We start from the raw sequence: 17357 nt of genomic DNA on the forward strand, positions 1-17357 counted from the left end.
CCCCACTTCGCCCCCGTAGGGGGTCAGCGGGCCCGTTTCGGGCCTCGCGCACCCCCGGGGCGGGGGAGGGGCGGCCGGCGTCCCCCACCTTTCCCCCACGGCGCGCCATGGCTCTCACCTGCACAAACTTCCTCAGGTTCGCTCGTAAGTGGACTTCTTCGCCGTTGACTGTGGTGAAAAGTGGGGTACGGTGGTGGCCAGTGGGGCGGCAGGGAGTCCCCGTGGGAGGTGGGGCCGGTGTTCCTCGGCACCCACACTCCGAAACTCGACGACAAGGGGCGGCTCACGCTGCCCGCGAAGTTCCGGGACGCGCTGGCAGGTGGGCTGATGGTCACCAAGGGACAGGACCACTGTCTTTACGTCTTCCCGCGTGCCGAGTTCGAGCAGATGGCCCGCAAAGTAGCCGAGGCGCCCTTCACCAACGAAGCGGTTCGTGCCTACCAGCGGTACCTGTTCGCCGGAACCGACGAACAACGCCCGGACGGGCAGGGGCGCGTCGCCATCGCGCCCGAGCTCCGGCGCTACGCCGGGCTCAACAAGGAGTGCGTGGTGATCGGCGCGATCACCAGGCTGGAGATCTGGGACGCGCAGGCGTGGCAGACCTACCTGGAGGAGCACGAAGACAGCTACGCGAAGGCTCAGGAGGAGGTCCTGCCGGGCGTCTTCTAAGACGTAGACGGGCGGCGGGGGCCGCACCCACGCCGTCGGGGGGCGCGGGTTCGGCCGGGATGAGTTGGTTGTGTGGCTGGACCCCGGATGTCGTGAGGCCTCTGTCCGCTCAGTGGCCCTGGTGCACCTTCCCCGGCACCAGGTTCGCAGCGGGCGGGCGGGGACCTGACGGCATCCGGGGTCTACACCAATAGGGGGTTTCCATGGCAGAGCACGTTCCGGTGCTCCTCGGGCGCGTGCTCGAGTTGTTCGCCCCCGCGCTCGAAGGCCGTCCCGCCGTGGTCGTGGACGCGACCGTGGGACTCGGCGGTCATTCCGACGCACTGCTTTCCGCGCACCCTCGGCTGGAGTTGATCGCGCTCGACCGGGATCCCAGCGCGCTGGACAAATCCCGCGAGCGACTCGCGAAGCACGGCGATCGCGTCCGGTTCGCACACGCCGTGTACGACCGGCTTCCCGAGGTGCTCGACGAATTCGGGCTGTCCACTGTGGACGGTGTGCTGTTCGACCTCGGGGTGTCCTCGATGCAGCTGGACGTCGCCGACCGCGGGTTCGCCTACGCCAGGGACGCGCCGCTGGACATGCGGATGGACCCGACGACCGGGCCCACCGCGGCCGACGTGCTCAACACGTACGAGACGGGCGAGCTGATCCGGATCCTGCGTGAGTACGGCGAAGAACGCTTCGCGCCGAAGATCGCCAGGGCGGTCGTGGCCGAGCGCGAGAAGGAGCCTTTCGAGCGCAGCGAGCGGCTGGTGCGGCTGCTCTACAACGTCGTGCCCGCGGCCAGCAGGCGCACCGGCGGGCATCCGGCCAAGCGGACGTTCCAGGCGCTGCGGATCGAGGTCAACGGCGAGCTGGACGTGCTGCGCCGGGCGATCCCCGCGGCGCTGGCGGCGCTGTCCGTCGGCGGCCGGATCGTCGTGGAGTCCTACCAGTCGCTGGAAGACCGGATCGTGAAGCAGGCCATCGCGGAGCTGGCGAAGTCGCGCACCCCGCCGGGGCTGCCGGTGGAACTGCCCGGGCACGGGCCCGAACTGAAGCTGATCACCCGAGGGGCCGAGAAGGCCGACGAAGCGGAAATCGAGCACAACCCGCGTGCCGCGTCGGTGCGGTTGCGGGCGGCGGAACGGATCAAGGAGGCGGCGGCATGAGGACTGCTTGCGGGTCCGGAACGTCGAGTGCCCCGCGAGCCGGCGCGGTGACCCAGCCGCGGCTCGGCGCGTCCGACAAGAGGAGGCTGGCATGACTGCACCCACTCGGACCCGGCGCCGGTCGGCGGGCGAACCTTCACGGCGGCGCGCGAGTCAGCCCGAGCGGGAAGCCACCCGCGCCGAGCGGCCCACGCGCAACGGCCAGACGCGCAGCACGGCGGCCGAGCGCGCCTACGCGCGCCGGGCGCAGCGCGCCGACGGCCAGCGGCGGGAAACCCGTAAGCCGCAAGGCAAGAAGCTGCTGCTGCGCTGGCCGAAGTCGCGCGCGTCGTTCGTGCTGATCGTGATGACGCTGCTCGCGGTCGGGGTGATCACGACGCTGCTGCTGTCCACCCAGGCGATCGCCGACTCCTACCGGCTGGAGCAGATCCGGCAGGAGAACTCGAACCTGGCCGAGCAGTCCGAGCAGCTGCAGCAGGACGTCACGAAGACCGAGTCGGCGTCCTCGCTCGCCGCGCGGGCGAAGGCGCTCGGCATGGTGCCGGCGGGCGAGCCCGCGCACCTCGTGCAGAACGCGGACGGCTCGGTGACCGTCGTCGGCAAGCCGTCCAAGGCGGTCGGGGCGCCGCCGCCGTCCACGCCGAGCACCCCGCCGCCCGCGAACACCGGCACTCCCGCGGGCACCGCGCCGATCGAGGGCGACGTCGCGCAGGGCGACCAGCAGGAGGCCGCGAACCAACCGGGAGGACAGTGATGGCACCAGGCCGCGGCGAGCAGCGCCGGAGGACGTACACGGCGCGCGTGCGGCAGGCGGCGGGCAGGCCCGGCGTCGCCACCGGCAAGGGCCGGTACGTGGCGGTGCGGGTGATACTGGTCGCCGTGCTCGTCGTGGCCGGGCTCAGGCTGGTGCAGGTCCAGGGCTTCCAGGCGGAGGCCCTGTCCGCCAAGGCGGAGAGCCAGCGCACCACCACCATCACCATCCCCGCGCAGCGCGGGTCCATTGTGGACCGCAACGGGGTGAAGCTGGCCTTCAGCGTGGAAACCCGCGCGCTGTCGGTGAACCTGAAGCTGATGCGCAAGACCTGGTCCGACTACGCGGTGAAGCATCCGACCTCGGGGCAGAACTTCGAGACGCGCGCGGCAGCGGCGGCGAAGTTCATGGCGGCCAAGCTGCCGGGCAAGACCACCGAGACCGAGCTGCTCGCGGACTTCCACAAGAACCAGGACTTCACCTACCTCGTCGACGGCGTCGAGCCCTCGGTGTCGGAGGAGATCACCAAGGCGTTCCCGGAGATCGGCAGCGAGACGCGGTCCGCCCGCGAGTACCCCGGCGACGATCTGGCGTCCAATGTGGTCGGTCTGGCGAACTGGCGGATGGACGACCCGGACGTCTCCAAGCACAACCTGCACGGCATCGACGGGCTCGAGCTGACCCGTGACGCCGACCTGGCGGGCACGCCGGGGCAGATGGTCGCGGACACCCCCGAGGGCAACGACAGCGTCGTCATCCCCGGTACCGAGCGCGAATCACAGCCGGCCACCCCGGGCAACAACCTGGAGCTGACGCTCGACTCCGACGTGCAGTACGCGTTGCAGAGCCAGCTTTCGGACTACGTCAAGCAGTCGCACGCCAAGGGCGGCAGCGCGGTGATCATGGACGCCAAGACCGGCGAGATCTACGCGCTGGCCGACGACCGCACGTTCAACCCGAACGATCCCTCGACCTACACCGCGGACCTGATGAACGACCAGGCCGTGACCACCCCGTACGAACCGGGCTCGGTCAACAAGATCATCACCGCGACCGCGGCCATCGACACCGGGGTCACCACGCCGGAGTCGGTCAACGTGGTGCCGGGGACGCTCAAGGTCGCCGACCACACGGTGCACGACGCGTGGACGCACGGCACGGTCAACTACACGACCACCGGCATCTTCGCGAAGTCCTCCAACATCGGCACCCTGCTGCTGGCGCAGAAGGTGGGCCCGGACAAGTACCTGGACTACCTGAAGAAGTTCGGCGTCGGGCAGAGCACGGGGCTCGGCCTGCCGGGCGAGAGCCGCGGGTACGTGCCGGCGCGCAGCACGTGGACGGGCACCACGTTCGGCAACCTGCCGATCGGGCAGGGGCTTTCGATGACCGTGGTGCAGATGGCCGGGATGTACCAGGCGATCGCGAACAACGGGTTGCGCGTCGAACCGCGCATCGTCAAGGACGAGGTGAAACCGGACGGCACCGTGGTGCCCGAGCCCGCGCCGCAGACCACGCAGGTGGTCAGCCCGCAGACCGCCACCACGGTCCGGAACATGCTGCGCGCGGTCACGCAGAGCACCAAGGACGGCAACAGCGGCACGGCGCCGACGGCGGCGCTGGAGGGCTACCAGATCTCCGGCAAGACCGGCACCGGGCAGCAGGTGAACCCGGCGACGGGCGCGTACAGCGATTCGCTGTACAACATCACCTTCGCCGGCATCCTGCCCGCGGACAATCCGCGCTTCGTCGTGGGCATCCGGCTCGACGCGCCGGACACCACGTTGCCGGCCGGGCATTCCGCGGCGCCGCTGTTCCACGACATCGCGTCCTACCTGACCCAGCGGTACCAGATTCCGTTGTCACCGACGGCTTCTCCGGTCGTTCCGCTCGTCGTACCGTGACCCCTTCCTCACGGCGGACAGGGCCGTGAGGGAGCGCCGCGTGGCGTCGGTAACCTTCCCGACTGTGTCTGTCAACAACGACGGGCCCGACGCCACGCGCGGGCAGGTCCCGGACGCCCCGGTGAAAGCCGCGGCCGCCCCGCCACGTCCGCGGCGGATCGAGCCGGTCCCGCTCACCACCTTGGCCGCCCGCGCGGACGCCCGGCTCATCGCCGACGTCTACGACACGACGGTGACCGGCGCGACGCTGCGGGCCCAGCACGTCATCCCCGGGGACCTGTTCGCCGCGCTGCCGGGCGCGAAGGTGCACGGCGCGGACTTCGCCGCCGACGCGCTCGCCGCGGGCGCCACGGCGATCCTGACCGACGAAGCGGGCGCCGAGCGGCCCGCGCTGCGTGACGCCCCGGTGCCCGTGATGGTGCACAGCGACCCCCGCGCGGCGCTGGGTTCGGTCGCCGCCTGGATCTACGGCGAGCCCTCGCTGAACCTGGCCGTGCTCGGCGTGACCGGCACGGCGGGCAAGACCACGACCTCGTACCTGGTGGAGTCCGGGCTGCGCTCCGCCGGCCACACCACGGGCCTGATCGGCACGATCGAGACCCGGATCGCGGGGGAGCGGCTGGCGAGCGCGTTCACCACGCCCGAGGCGCCGGATCTGCAGGCGCTGTTCGCGGTGATGGTGGAGCAGGGCGTCACGCACGTGCCGATGGAGGTCTCCAGCCACGCGCTGGCGCTCGGCCGGGTCAACGGCACCCGGTTCACCGTCGGCGCCTTCACCAACCTCTCCCAGGACCACCTGGACTTCCACCGCGACATGGAGGAGTACTTCGCCGCCAAGTCGCTGCTGTTCGACGGCCGCTCGACCACCGAGGTCGTGGTGATCGACAGCGCGTGGGGCCAGGCGCTGGTCAAACCGCACACGATCACGGTGTCCACCGAGCCGGGCACGGACGCGAGCTGGACGGCGAGCGAGCTGTCCGGCACCCGCACGGGGGAGCAGTCGTTCACCCTGCACGGCCCGGACGGCCGGACGGCGCGGGCCACGCTGCCGCTGCCGGGCACCTTCAACGTCGTGAACGCGTTGCTGGCGGCGGCGATCCTGGACACCACCGGCGTCCCGCTCGGCGACATCGTCAAGGGGCTGGCCGCGGTCGAGGTTCCCGGCCGGATGGAGCGTGTCCATCTCGGCCAGGAGTACACCGCTGTGGTGGACTACGCGCACAAACCGGCGGCCGTCGCCGAAGCGCTCGACGCGTTGCGTGCCGGCACCGACGGCCGCGTGATCACCGTGCTGGGCTGCGGCGGAGACCGGGACACCGCCAAGCGCCCGATGATGGGCGAGGCCGCGGCACGGCGCAGCGAGGTGCTGATCGTGACCGACGACAACCCGCGTTCGGAGGACCCGGCGCTGATCCGGGCCGCGATGCTGACCGGGGCGCGCGGGGCCTGGGCGCGGGGGCAGGTGCTGGAGATCGGGGACCGGCGCGCGGCCATCACCAAGGCCGTGGAGCTGGCCCGGCCGGGGGATGTGGTGCTGATCGCGGGGAAGGGGCACGAAACCGGCCAGGAGCTGGCCGGCGTGGTGCATCCCTTCTCCGACCGTGAGGAGCTGGCGGCCGCCATCCGCCACCGGCTCGAGGGACAACCAGGAGTATCCGCTTGATCTCGCTCACCCTGGCGGAGATCGCCAGCATCGTCGGCGGGCGGCTGCACGCCACCGACGGGCAGCCGAGGGTCACCGGCGGCGTCGAGTTCGACTCGCGCGCGCTGACCCCCGGCGGCCTCTTCCTCGCCCTGCCCGGCGAACGCGTCGACGGGCACGACTTCGCCGCCAAGGCCGTGGAAGCGGGCGCCGCCGGCGTGCTGGCCGCCCGCGAGGTGGACGCCCCCGCGGTGATCGTGCCGCCGTTGCCGCCCGGCCAGGCGCACGAGCGCTCGGTCGCGCTGACCGGGGACACCGACGGGTCCGGCGCCGCGGTGCTCGCCGCGCTGGGCAAGCTGGCGCGCCACGTCGTCGACAGGCTGGCCGAGGGCGGGCTGACCGTCGTCGGGGTCACCGGCTCCTCCGGCAAGACCTCGACCAAGGACCTGATCGCGCAGCTGCTGGAGCCGCTCGGTCCCACGGTCGCGCCGCCCGGGTCGTTCAACAACGAGCTGGGCCACCCGTGGACGGCGCTGCGCGCCGACGAGACCACCCGGCACCTGGTGCTGGAGATGTCCGCGCGCGGGCCGGGCCACATCGCGGAGCTGGCGAAGATCGCCCCGCCGAAGATCGGCGTGGTGCTCAACGTCGGCAGCGCGCACGTGGGCGAATTCGGTTCCCGGGAAGGGATCGCGAAGACCAAGGGCGAGCTCGTGGAAGCGCTTCCCGAGGACGGGCTCGCGGTGCTGAACCTCGACGATCCGCTGGTGTCGGCGATGGCGAGCCGGACGAGGGCGCGGATCGTCGGCGTCGGCGAGAATCCCGAAGCGCAGGTGCGCGCCGAGGACATCACCCTCGACGAGAACGCGCACGCGTCCTTCCGGCTCGTGACACCGCAAGGTGAAGCTTCGGTGACACTTCCGCTCGTCGGTGAGCACCACGTGGGCAACGCGCTCTCGGCCGCCGCGGTCGCGCTCGAGCTCGGGTCCACTGTGGACGAAGTCGCGGCGCGACTGTCCACCGTGGAAAGGCGTTCCGCGCGGCGGATGGAGGTCACCACCCGCGCCGACGGGGTGACCGTCCTCAACGATTCGTACAACGCCAACCCCGAATCCGTGCGGGCCGCGCTGAAGACTTTGGCCTCGGCGGGGCGCCATCGCCGATCTTGGGCGGTCCTCGGTGAAATGGGGGAACTGGGGACCGATAGCGTGTCGGCGCACGACGAGATCGGCCGCCTGGCGGTCCGGCTCAACATCAACCGGCTCGTGGTGGTGGGAGAAGCGGCCGCCGCCATGCACCAGGGCGCCAGCCACGAAGGCTCCTGGGGCGACGAGTCGGTCCTGGTGCCCGACACCGGCGCGGCCGTCGCACTGCTTCGCGAGGAGCTGAGCCCCGGGGACATCGTGCTGGTCAAGGCTTCCAAGGTCGCCGAGCTCTGGCGGGTGGCCGACGCGCTGCTTGAGGAAGGTGTTGCGTGATCAGCATTCTGATCGCGGCCGCGATTGGTCTCCTGGTCTCCATCCTGCTGACCCCGTACCTGATCCGGGTGTTCTCGCGGCAGGGCTTCGGGCAGGAGATCCGCGAGGAGGGCCCGCAGGGCCACAAGTCCAAGCGCGGCACCCCCACGATGGGTGGTGTCGCGATCATCATCGCGATGGTGGTCGGGTACTTCGCCGCGCACCTGGTGAACTGGATCGGCTCCGGCAAGGACGGGCCTTCGGTGTCCGGGCTGCTGGTGCTGTTCCTGTCCGTCGGGCTGGGCGTGGTCGGGTTCCTCGACGACTTCATCAAGATCCGCAAACAGCGCAACCTCGGGCTGAACAAGACCGCGAAACTGGTCGGGCAGCTCGTGGTCGCGGTGGCGTTCGGCATCCTGGCGCTCAACTTCGCCGACCGCTACGGGCTCACCCCGGCGTCGCGGAACCTGTCCTACGTGCGGGACCTGGCGCTGATCACGTTCCCCTCGGTGCTGTTCGTGGTGTTCTGCTACGTGGTGATCTCCGGCTGGTCGAACGCGGTGAACTTCACCGACGGCCTGGACGGGCTCGCGGGCGGCACCTCGGCGATGGTGCTGGCGACGTACGTGGTGATCTCGTTCTGGCAGGCGCGCCTGGCGTGCTCGGTCAGCCCGCAGGCCGCCTGCTACGACGTGCGGGATCCGCTGGACCTCGCGGTGGTCGCGGCCGCCGCCACCGGCGCGTGTTGCGGCTTCCTGTGGTGGAACGCGGCGCCTGCCAAGATCTTCATGGGGGACACCGGTTCTCTCGCGCTCGGCGGGCTCGTGGCCGGGCTGTCCATCTGCACCCGCACCGAACTGCTGGCCATCGTGATCGGCGGGCTGTTCATGGTCGAGATGATCTCGGTGGTGCTGCAGATCGCGGTCTTCCGCACGACGCGGCGAAGGCTGTTCCGGATGGCGCCCTTCCACCACCATTTCGAGCTCGCCGGGTGGGCGGAAACCACGGTGATCATCAGATTCTGGCTGCTGGCCGCCATCTGCTGCATGTTCGGCCTCGGCCTGTTCTACAGCGAGCAACTGGGCGCGGGGGGCTGAGCACGTGTTCGCCGGACGTCACGTCCTGGTCGCGGGGGCCGGGGTCACCGGGAAGTCGGCGGCGCCCGTCCTGCTGGAGCTGGGCGCGCGGGTCACGGTCACCGACGGGAACGCCGGGCGGCTCGCCGAGCTGGAGGGCCTGGGCGCGGAGCTGGTGGCGGGCCTGGCCGAGCCGCCCGCGGACGTCGATCTCGTGGTGACGAGCCCGGGCTGGCGGCCGTCGTCGCCGCTGCTGGTGGCCGCCGCCGAAGCGGGCATCGAGGTGATCGGCGACGTCGAGCTGGCTTGGCGGCTCGGGCAGACGATGGAGCGCCCGCCGAAGTGGCTCGCGGTCACCGGCACCAACGGCAAGACCACCACGGTCGGCATGCTGGAGTCGATCCTGCGCGCCGCCGGGGCGGACGCGATCGCCTGCGGCAACATCGGTTTCTCCGTGCTCGACGCCGTGCGCGCCGGGCACGAGGTGCTGGCGGTGGAGCTGTCGAGCTTCCAGCTGCACTGGTCGAACACGCTGGCCCCGCACGCGTCGGTGGTGCTCAATGTCGCCGAGGACCATCTGGACTGGCACGGTTCCCTGGACGCCTACGCGGCGGACAAGGGCAAGATCTACGCGAACGCCGCCACCGTGGTGCGCAACGCCGACGACCCGTGGTCGACGCGGCTGGCGGCGGGGCACGAGAACGCCCGCCAGGTCGGTTTCCGGCTCGACACGCCGTATGCCGGTGAGCTGGGCCTGGTCGAGGACCTGCTGATCGACCGGTCGTTCGTCGCCGATCCCGCGCGCGAGGCCGAGGAGCTGTGCGCGGTCGCCGACGTCCGCCCGGCGGGCCCGCACAACGTCGCGAACGCGCTCGCCGCCGCGTCGCTGGCGCGCGCGTACGGCGTGCCCGCCGAAGCCGTCGCCAAGGGTTTGCGGGAGTACCGGCCCGGCGCGCACCGGGCGGTGGAGATCGCCGAGGTGGACGGGGTCCGCTACATCAACGACTCCAAGGCCACCAACCCGCACGCGGCCGCCGGCTCGCTGCTGGCCCATCCCACGGTCGTGTGGATCGCGGGCGGGCTGCTCAAGGGCGCTTCGGTGGACGAGCTGGTCGCCGCCGTCGCCGCCCGGCTGCGCGGGGTCGTCCTCCTGGGTGCCGATTCCGAGGTGATCGCGGCCGCTCTCGCGCGACACGCGCCGAATGTCCCCGTCCATCGGGTGCGCCCGGGTGACGATGAGCCCATGGTCAGTGCGGTTGAGGCGGCCCGGGCGGTGGCACGCCCCGGTGATGTCGTGTTGCTGGCTCCCGCCGCGGCGTCGATGGACATGTTCCGGGACTACGCCCATCGGGGTGACGCCTTCGCCGTCGCGGTGAGAGACCTCCCGGGTGGCGCGAGTGACCGCGGTTGAGGAACGGCCCGAAGCAGGAGAACGCAAACCGAGGCGCAAGCGGGACAAGCCGGACGGCCGGTTCGGCGGGGTCTACTCGACGCTGACGGCGTGGATGTCGCGCCCGCTGGCGGACTTCCACCTCGTGCTCGCCCTCACCGGCGTGCTCACCTGTATCGGCATCGTCATGGTGCTCTCGGCGTCGTCGGTGTCCTCGGTGGACCCGGCCACCGGCGCCGGGGTGTACTCCCAGTTCAAGAAGCACCTGGTCTTCGTGCTGAGCGGCGCGGTGGTGTTCTGGATCGGGCTGCGGATGCCGCTCAAGCGCACCCGCGCGCTGTCGTCGATGGGGGTGCTGATCTGCCTGCTGATGCTCGCGCTCGTGCTGACGCCGCTGGGCGCGGCGGGCGGCGGGGCGCAGCGCTGGTTCGTGATCGGCTCCTTCTCGGTGCAGCCGGTGGAGTTCACGAAGGTCGCGCTCGCGCTGTGGGGCGCGCACGTGCTGGTGACCAAGCAGCACGTGCTGCACCAGTGGCGGCACATGCTCGTCCCGGTGGTGCCGGTGGCGCTGCTGATGTTCGCGCTGGTGATGGCGCAGCCGAACCTGTCCGGCACGATCACCCTCGGCGTGGTGCTCGCTTCGCTGCTGTGGTTCGCGGGGGCGCCGAAGCGGCTGTTCGCCGTGCTGCTCGGCGGTGGTGTCGCGGGCGTCGTCGTGCTGGCGCTGACGGCGTCGTACCGGGCCTCGCGCGTGCTGTCGTTCCTCTCTCCGGGCGCGGACACCAGCGCGGCGGGTTACCAGGCCACGCAGGCGAAGTACGCCCTCGCCGACGGCGGGCTGTTCGGCAAGGGGCTGGGCCAGGGCCCGTCGAAATGGGCGTACCTGCCCAACGTGCAGAACGACTTCATCTTCGCCGTGATCGGCGAGGAACTGGGTTTCATCGGCTGCATCGTGGTGATCAGCCTGTTCGTCGGGCTGGCGATCGTCGGCCTGCGCATCGCGACCCGCAACCTGGACCCGTGGATCCGGATCGTCGCGGGCACGCTGACCGTGTTCACCGTGTCCCAGGCGGGGATCAACATCGGCTACGTGGTCGGGCTGCTGCCCGTCACGGGCGTGACGCTGCCGCTGATCTCGGCCGGTGGCACGTCGATCTGGGTGACGATGTTCCTGATGGGGCTGCTGGCCAACGCGGCAAGGCACGAACCGGAGTCGGTCTCGGCGCTGCGTTCACAGGGACCGGGTAAATTCGGGCGCCTGCTGCGGTTGCCGGCGCCCGAGGTCTACCGCCCGCCGACGCGAAGGCGGGGGAGCGGCCGCCCGGCCGGGCCGCGGCGGGACAGGCCGTCCGCGCGCGGCGCCCGCTCCGGGCAGTTCCCGGAACGGCGGCGCGCGGCGCCCGATTACGGTAGACGTTCGAGCCGAAGAGGAACCACGTGAGCAAAGCCGTTGAGGGACGGGCCCCCACCGTCGTGGTGGCGGGTGGCGGCACCGCCGGGCACATCGAGCCGGCGCTGGCGCTCGCCGACGCCGTCAGGCGGCTGGCGCCGGAGGCGAACGTCGTCGCGCTGGGCACGCGGCGCGGCCTGGAGAACGAACTGGTCCCGGCGCGGGGCTACCCGCTGGAGCTGATCCCGCCGGTGCCGCTGCCGCGCAAGCCGACCGCCGAGCTGTTCCGGTTGCCGCTGAAGGTGCGGGATTCGGTGAAGCAGACGCGCGAAGTGCTGGAGAAGGTCGGCGCGGACGTGGTCGTCGGGTTCGGCGGGTACGTGTCGCTGCCGGCGTATCTCGCCGCGCGCGGCCGCGTGCCGATCGTCGTGCACGAGGCGAACCAGTCGCCCGGACTGGCGAACAGGGTCGGGGCGCGGTTCGCGAAGCGAGTCGCCGTCGCGGTGCCGAACACGCCGCTGCCGAACGCCGAGGTCGTCGGCATCCCGCTGCGCCGGTCGATCACCTCGCTGGACCGGGCCGCGCTGCGCGCGGAGGCCCGCAAGTTCTTCGACCTCGACCCGGACGCCCCCACGCTGCTCGTGTTCGGCGGTTCGCAGGGCGCCCGCTCGATCAACACCGCGGTGTCCGGCGCGGCCAAGGAACTGGCCGACGCCGGGATCGGCGTGCTGCACGCGCACGGGCCGAAGAACACCTTGGTGGTCCAGGAGTTCCCGGGCCGCCCGCCGTATGTGCCGGTGCCGTACCTGGACCGGATGGACCTGGCGTACGCGGCCGCGGACGTGGTGCTGTGCCGCTCGGGCGCGATGACCGCCGCGGAGGTTTCCGCGGTCGGGCTGCCCGCGGTGTTCGTGCCGCTGCCGCACGGGAACGGCGAGCAGGCGACCAACGCGCGCCCGGCGGTGGACGCGGGCGCGGCGCTGATGGTGGACGACGCGGACCTGACCCCGGCGAAGGTGCACGAGCTGGTGATCCCGCTCGTCGCGGACGCCGGCCGGGTGGCGAAGATGAGCGCGGCCGCGGTGGGCATGGGCCACCGCGAAGCGGACGAAGTGCTGGCGAAAATCGTTCTGGAGGCAGCGAAGTGAGCGTTCCGGAACAGCTGGGCCGCGCGCACCTGATCGGCATCGGCGGCGCGGGGATGAGCGGGATCGCGCGGATCCTGCTCGCGCGCGGCGGGCAGGTGTCCGGTTCGGACGCGAAGGACTCCCGCACTTTCCTGACCCTGCGGGCGCAGGGCGCGCGGATCGAGATCGGGCAGCGCGCGGAGAACCTGGGCGATCCGTCCGCGGTCGTGGTGTCCACCGCGATCAAGGACACGAACCCGGAGTACGCGGCGGCGCGCGAGCGCGGGATCCCGGTGCTGCACCGGGCGCAGGCGCTGGCGCTGCTGATGGAAGGCCATCGCGTCGCCTGCATCGCGGGCACGCACGGCAAGACGTCGACCACGTCGATGCTCACCGTCGCGCTGCAGCACTGCCGGCTGGACCCGTCCTTCGCGATCGGCGGTGACCTCAACGAGTCGGGCGCGAACGCGCACCACGGTGAAGGCGGCATCTTCGTCGCGGAGGCGGACGAGAGCGACGGGTCCTTCCTGACGTACTCGCCTTCGGTCGCCGTGGTGACCAATGTGGAGCCCGACCACCTCGACCACCACGGCACGGCCGAGGCGTACAAGGCGGTGTTCACCGAGTTCGTCCAGCGGATCGAGCCCGGCGGGTTGCTGGTCGTCTGCGGCGACGACGAAGCCGCGAACGCGCTCGCGGACAAAGCCGAGGGCGTGCGGGTGCGCCGGTACGGCCGCACCGTCACGGGCCCCGACGACGTGCGGGTGCTGGACTACCAGCCGTCCGAGACCGGTGGCTTGGTGCGGATTTCCTTGGCGGGTAAGGAAGTCGACGTCCGCGTCGCGGTGCCGGGCGAGCACATGGCGCTCAACGCGGTGGCCGCGCTGCTGGCCGGTCTGGAGCTCGGCGCGCCGCTGGACGGGCTCACCGAAGGGCTGGCCGCGTTCGGCGGGGTGCGCCGCCGGTTCGAGTTCAAGGGCCGCGCGGGCGACGTCCGCGTGTACGACGACTACGCCCACCACCCCACGGAGGTGGCCGCGCAGCTGCGCGCCGTCCGGCACGCGGCCGGTGGCGGGCGCGTGATCGTGGTGTTCCAGCCGCATCTGTACTCGCGCACCAAGACGTTCGCCGCGGAGTTCGCGCGGGCGCTCGGGCTCGCGGACGAGGTGATCCTCGTCGACGTCTACGGCGCGCGCGAGGAGCCGCAGCCCGGTGTTTCCGGCGCGCTGATCGCCGATCAGGTGCGGGCTTCCGGCGTGCACTACGAGCCGGCGTTCGACCGGGTCGTGGGCCTGGTGGCGGATCTGGCGAAGCCGGGCGACCTCGTGGTCACGATGGGCGCGGGCGACGTGACCCAGCTCGGTCCGGAGATCCTCGCCGAGCTGGATCGGCGCGCCGGGTCGCTGAATCAAGACAGTGGCGCGGAGCGTCTCGTTTGAGGGCGGTGGCGGGCGACGGGCGGGGGGCGACACGGCAGAGCACGCAGCGGCGCCGTCCCGCCGCGCGGCGCACCACGGGCGCCACGGTCCGCAGCCGGCGTGGCCGCCGTCCGCTGACGGCGCGCCAGCGCACCGGCAGCGGGCTCAGCCGGCGCAAGGCGCTGCGGCGCCGCTGGGTGGCGCTGCTGAGCGTGATCACCGTGATCGCCTTGGCGTACCTGATTTTCTTCACGTCGCTGATGGGCGTGCGCACGGTGGACGTGCTGGGCGCTTCGTCCGTGCCCGCCGACCAGATCAGGGCGGCGGCCCAGGTGCCGGATCAGCAGCCGATGATGCTGGTGGACACCGACGGGATCGCCGACCGCGTGCGGGCGCTGCCCGGAGTGGCCTCCGTGGACGTGTCGCGCTCGTGGCCGTCCACCGTCGAAATCACGGTCACCGAGCGGACCCCGATCGGGTTCTTCTCCGGGGCCGGCGGCATCCACCTCGTCGACTCGACGGGCCTGGACTACAAGACGGTGCAGAACAAGCCGGAGAAGCTGCCCGAGCTGGCGCTGACGCGCGTCGCGCAGGACGACGTCGTGACCAAGTCCGTGGTGGCCGTGCTGGGCACGCTGCCGCAGTCGCTGAAGGACCAGATCACCCAGGTTCGCGCGCAGACCGCGGGCGGCGTCGAGTTCACCCTCGCCAACGGCAAGATCGTGCGCTGGGGCAACGCCGACGAGCCCGAGCAGAAGCTGAAGGTGCTGGCCGTGCTGCTGACCCGCGACGGCAGGATCTACGACGTCGCCGCCCCGGAGCTGCCGACCGTCTCCTGAGCCGAACCTCGCCCATTGTGGGTGACGACAGCACCCACAGTGGCGAGTTACCGTCCGTGAGTGTCCTTTGTGGCCTGGCGCACACCCGCGCTGTGGTTCTGCCTGGTAGCCGCCCTGGTCGTAGGCGCGGCCGGCTGCACGGGCTCCCCGGCGCCGGCCCAGCAGGCGGGAACCGGTACACAATCCGTGGCGGCCGTCGCCGCGCAGGCCCTGCCCGCCGTCGTCAAGATCCTCACCAGCGGGGGCAACGGCAGCGGCGTCGTCTACGGCGCCGACGGGCTGATCCTCACCAACGAGCACGTCGTCCGCGGCTACCAGGCGGTGCAGGTCGCCTTCGCCGACGGGCAGCGGGTGAACGGCACGGTCCGCGCGACGGACTCGGTCACCGATCTGGCGCTGGTGCAGGTGTCGCGGACCGGGCTGCCGGTTCCGAAGTACCAGGGCGACCTGCCTGCGGTCGGTGACCAGCTGATCGTGATCGGCAGCCCGCTCGGCTTCGAGAACAGCGTGACCGCGGGCGTGACCTCTGGGCTGCACCGGGAAATCCCGGGCAGCGCCTCGGAAAGCCAGGCACTGGTCGACCTGATCCAGACCGACGCGGCGATCAGCCCCGGCAACAGCGGGGGCGCGGTGTTCAACGCCGAGGGCGAGGTCGTCGGCATCAGCGAGGCCTACATCCCGCCGCAGTCCGGCGCGGTTTCCCTCGGCTTCGCCATTCCGGCCGCGACCGCCACCGACGTCGCCGACCAGCTGAGGGACACCGGCCGCGCGCGGCACGCGTTCGCCGGACTGGAGCCCGCGCAGCTGACCCAGCAGATCGTCGACCAGCTGCACCTGTCCCGCGCGGACGGGGTGATCGCGATCGCCGTGACCCCGGCAGGACCGGCCGCGAACGCGGGGCTCCGCCCCGGCGACATCCTCACGGCCGTGGACGGCGTGGCGATCAACACGCCCGAGGACCTGCTCGTGCAGCTGCGGCGGCGCAACCCTGGCGACACGGTGACGGTGACCTTCCACCGCACCGACGGCCAGGACCAGCGCGCGACGTTGACCTTGACCGACCGACCGGCGTTCAGCCAGTAGCGGAGTTCCTGTGAGTTCGACGGAAGTCAGCAGCGACCAGACAGTCAAGATGAGCGTGCCGACCCTGATGGCGATGGTCGTCGGCTCGATGGTCGGCGCCGGCGTGTTCTCGCTGCCCGCCCGGTTCGCGGGCGAGACCGGCGTATGGGGCGCGCTGATCTCGTGGGTGATCGCCGGTGTCGGGATGCTGATGCTGGCGTTCGTCTTCCAGCAGCTCGCGGTCCGCAAACCGGAGCTGGACGCCGGGGTCTACGCCTACGCCAAGGCGGGTTTCGGCGAGTACCTCGGGTTCTTCTCGGCGTTCGGCTACTGGGCGAGCGCCTGCGTCGGCAACGTGACCTACTGGATCCTGATCTTCTCCACGATCGGCAAGATCTGGCCCGCGATGGGCGAGGGCGACACGCTGCTCGCCTTCGTGCTCTCCTCGGTCTGCGTCTGGGCGTTCTACCTCGTGATCCGCCGCGGCGTGAAGGAGGCGACGGCGATCAACCGGATCGTCACGGTCGCCAAGCTCGTGCCGATCCTGGTGTTCATCGTGCTGGCGCTGGTGTACCTGAAGCCGAAGGTGTTCGTGGACAACCTCGGCGGCGGCCCGGAGGTCGGGCCGCTGTTCGACCAGGTGCGCGGCACGATGCTGGCGACCGTGTTCGTCTTCCTCGGTGTCGAGGGCGCCAGCGTGTACTCGCGGCACGCGAAGCGCCGGGAGGACGTCGGGCGCGCCACCGTGCTCGGGTTCCTCAGCGTGCTGGCGATCTTCGCGTCGGTGACGATCGTGTCCTACGGGATCCTGCCGCTGGACCAGATCGCGGAGCTGCGCCAGCCGTCGATGGCGGGCGTGCTCGAAACCGCGGTGGGGCCGTGGGGAGAGGCGTTCGTGAGCGTCGGGCTGATCGTGTCGGTGCTCGGCGCGTACCTGGCGTGGACGCTGATGTCCTCGGAGGTGCTGTTCGTCGCCGCGAAGGACGACGACATGCCGCGGTTCCTCAAGCGCACCAACGCCGCCGACGTGCCGGGCGCGGCGCTGCTGATGACCACGCTGCTGATCCAGCTCGTCCTGCTGATCACGCTGTTCTCCGACGACGCCTTCGATTTCGCGCTCGACCTGACGAGCGCGCTGTCGCTGATCCCGTTCCTGCTCGCGGCGGGGTACGCGGTCAAGATCGCGCTGACGCGGGACGGCTACGCGGAACGCCCGGCCGGCCGCAAGGGCGAGCTGGTGATCGCCGTGCTGGCCACGATCTACACGATCTTCCTGCTCTTCGCGGCCGGCATGAAGTTCGTGCTCATCTCGTTCGTCGTCTACGCCCCGGCCACGGTGCTGTTCGTGATGGCCCGCCGCGAGCAGGGCCGGAAGCTGTTCTCCCCGGTGGAACTGGGGATCTTCGCGCTTTCGGTCATCGGCGCGGTGGCCGGGATCGTCGCGGTCGCCACCGGGGCGATCGATTTCTGAAGGGAAG

At 71.2% G+C, this 17357-nt stretch carries 14 protein-coding genes; all 14 read left to right on the forward strand.

The window, feature by feature from the left end:
- Positions 1–237: 237 nt before the first annotated feature.
- Positions 238–669, forward strand: coding sequence for a division/cell wall cluster transcriptional repressor MraZ (mraZ, locus tag FPZ12_RS38310; RefSeq protein WP_144754478.1), 432 nt, complete (start codon positions 238–240; stop codon positions 667–669).
- 203 nt (positions 670–872) lie between these two features.
- Positions 873–1823 (forward strand): 16S rRNA (cytosine(1402)-N(4))-methyltransferase RsmH, encoded by a 951-nt coding sequence (gene rsmH / locus FPZ12_RS38315; protein ID WP_144754481.1) that lies wholly within the window; start codon positions 873–875, stop codon positions 1821–1823.
- Between the two features lie 91 nt (positions 1824–1914).
- Positions 1915–2577 (forward strand): cell division protein FtsL, encoded by a 663-nt coding sequence (gene ftsL, locus FPZ12_RS38320; protein ID WP_144754484.1) that lies wholly within the window; start codon positions 1915–1917, stop codon positions 2575–2577.
- Positions 2577–4478, forward strand: a complete 1902-nt coding sequence (locus tag FPZ12_RS38325) for a peptidoglycan D,D-transpeptidase FtsI family protein (RefSeq protein WP_144754486.1) — start codon at positions 2577–2579, stop codon at positions 4476–4478. Before ftsL ends, FPZ12_RS38325 begins: the two co-directional genes overlap by 1 nt.
- 121 nt (positions 4479–4599) lie before the next feature.
- On the forward strand, positions 4600–6141 hold the full coding sequence (locus FPZ12_RS38330; protein ID WP_144754545.1) for a UDP-N-acetylmuramoyl-L-alanyl-D-glutamate--2,6-diaminopimelate ligase: 1542 nt from the start codon (positions 4600–4602) through the stop codon (positions 6139–6141).
- On the forward strand, positions 6138–7598 hold the full coding sequence (locus FPZ12_RS38335) for a UDP-N-acetylmuramoyl-tripeptide--D-alanyl-D-alanine ligase (RefSeq protein ID WP_144754489.1): 1461 nt from the start codon (positions 6138–6140) through the stop codon (positions 7596–7598). Before FPZ12_RS38330 ends, FPZ12_RS38335 begins: the two co-directional genes overlap by 4 nt.
- Positions 7595–8674 carry a phospho-N-acetylmuramoyl-pentapeptide-transferase gene (mraY, locus tag FPZ12_RS38340; RefSeq protein WP_144754491.1) on the forward strand — a complete coding sequence of 360 codons (1080 nt, stop codon included), beginning with the start codon at positions 7595–7597 and terminating at the stop codon, positions 8672–8674. The genes FPZ12_RS38335 and mraY overlap by 4 nt, the downstream gene beginning before the upstream one ends.
- 4 nt (positions 8675–8678) lie before the next feature.
- On the forward strand, positions 8679–10064 hold the full coding sequence (gene murD, locus FPZ12_RS38345) for a UDP-N-acetylmuramoyl-L-alanine--D-glutamate ligase (RefSeq protein ID WP_144754494.1): 1386 nt from the start codon (positions 8679–8681) through the stop codon (positions 10062–10064).
- A complete protein-coding gene (gene ftsW / locus FPZ12_RS38350; protein WP_144754497.1) occupies positions 10051–11484 on the forward strand; it encodes a putative lipid II flippase FtsW in 1434 nt (477 codons plus the stop codon). The genes murD and ftsW overlap by 14 nt, the downstream gene beginning before the upstream one ends.
- Entirely contained in the window at positions 11481–12581 is a 1101-nt protein-coding gene (gene murG / locus FPZ12_RS38355) for an undecaprenyldiphospho-muramoylpentapeptide beta-N-acetylglucosaminyltransferase (protein ID WP_144754500.1), read from the forward strand. Before ftsW ends, murG begins: the two co-directional genes overlap by 4 nt.
- Entirely contained in the window at positions 12578–13999 is a 1422-nt protein-coding gene (gene murC, locus FPZ12_RS38360; protein ID WP_144754503.1) for a UDP-N-acetylmuramate--L-alanine ligase, read from the forward strand. Before murG ends, murC begins: the two co-directional genes overlap by 4 nt.
- Positions 13996–14817 carry a cell division protein FtsQ/DivIB gene (locus FPZ12_RS38365; protein WP_243770246.1) on the forward strand — a complete coding sequence of 274 codons (822 nt, stop codon included), beginning with the start codon at positions 13996–13998 and terminating at the stop codon, positions 14815–14817. The genes murC and FPZ12_RS38365 overlap by 4 nt, the downstream gene beginning before the upstream one ends.
- A 60-nt stretch (positions 14818–14877) precedes the next feature.
- Positions 14878–15900 carry a S1C family serine protease gene (locus tag FPZ12_RS38370; RefSeq protein WP_144754506.1) on the forward strand — a complete coding sequence of 341 codons (1023 nt, stop codon included), beginning with the start codon at positions 14878–14880 and terminating at the stop codon, positions 15898–15900.
- 10 nt (positions 15901–15910) lie between these two features.
- Positions 15911–17350 carry a basic amino acid/polyamine antiporter gene (locus tag FPZ12_RS38375; protein WP_208026155.1) on the forward strand — a complete coding sequence of 480 codons (1440 nt, stop codon included), beginning with the start codon at positions 15911–15913 and terminating at the stop codon, positions 17348–17350.
- The last annotated feature ends 7 nt before the right edge of the window (positions 17351–17357 follow it).

The sequence above is a fragment of the Amycolatopsis acidicola genome, from assembly GCF_007713735.2.
In the GTDB taxonomy this organism is placed as follows: domain Bacteria; phylum Actinomycetota; class Actinomycetes; order Mycobacteriales; family Pseudonocardiaceae; genus Amycolatopsis_E; species Amycolatopsis_E acidicola.

Excerpts from the sequence above, each read along its gene's own strand:
- rsmH (WP_144754481.1), top strand. The coding sequence starts at position 873 with ATGGCAGAGCACGTTCCGGTGCTCCTCGGGCGCGTGCTCGAGTTGTTC.
- ftsL (WP_144754484.1), top strand. The coding sequence starts at position 1,915 with ATGACTGCACCCACTCGGACCCGGCGCCGGTCGGCGGGCGAACCTTCA.
- FPZ12_RS38325 (WP_144754486.1), top strand. The coding sequence starts at position 2,577 with ATGGCACCAGGCCGCGGCGAGCAGCGCCGGAGGACGTACACGGCGCGC.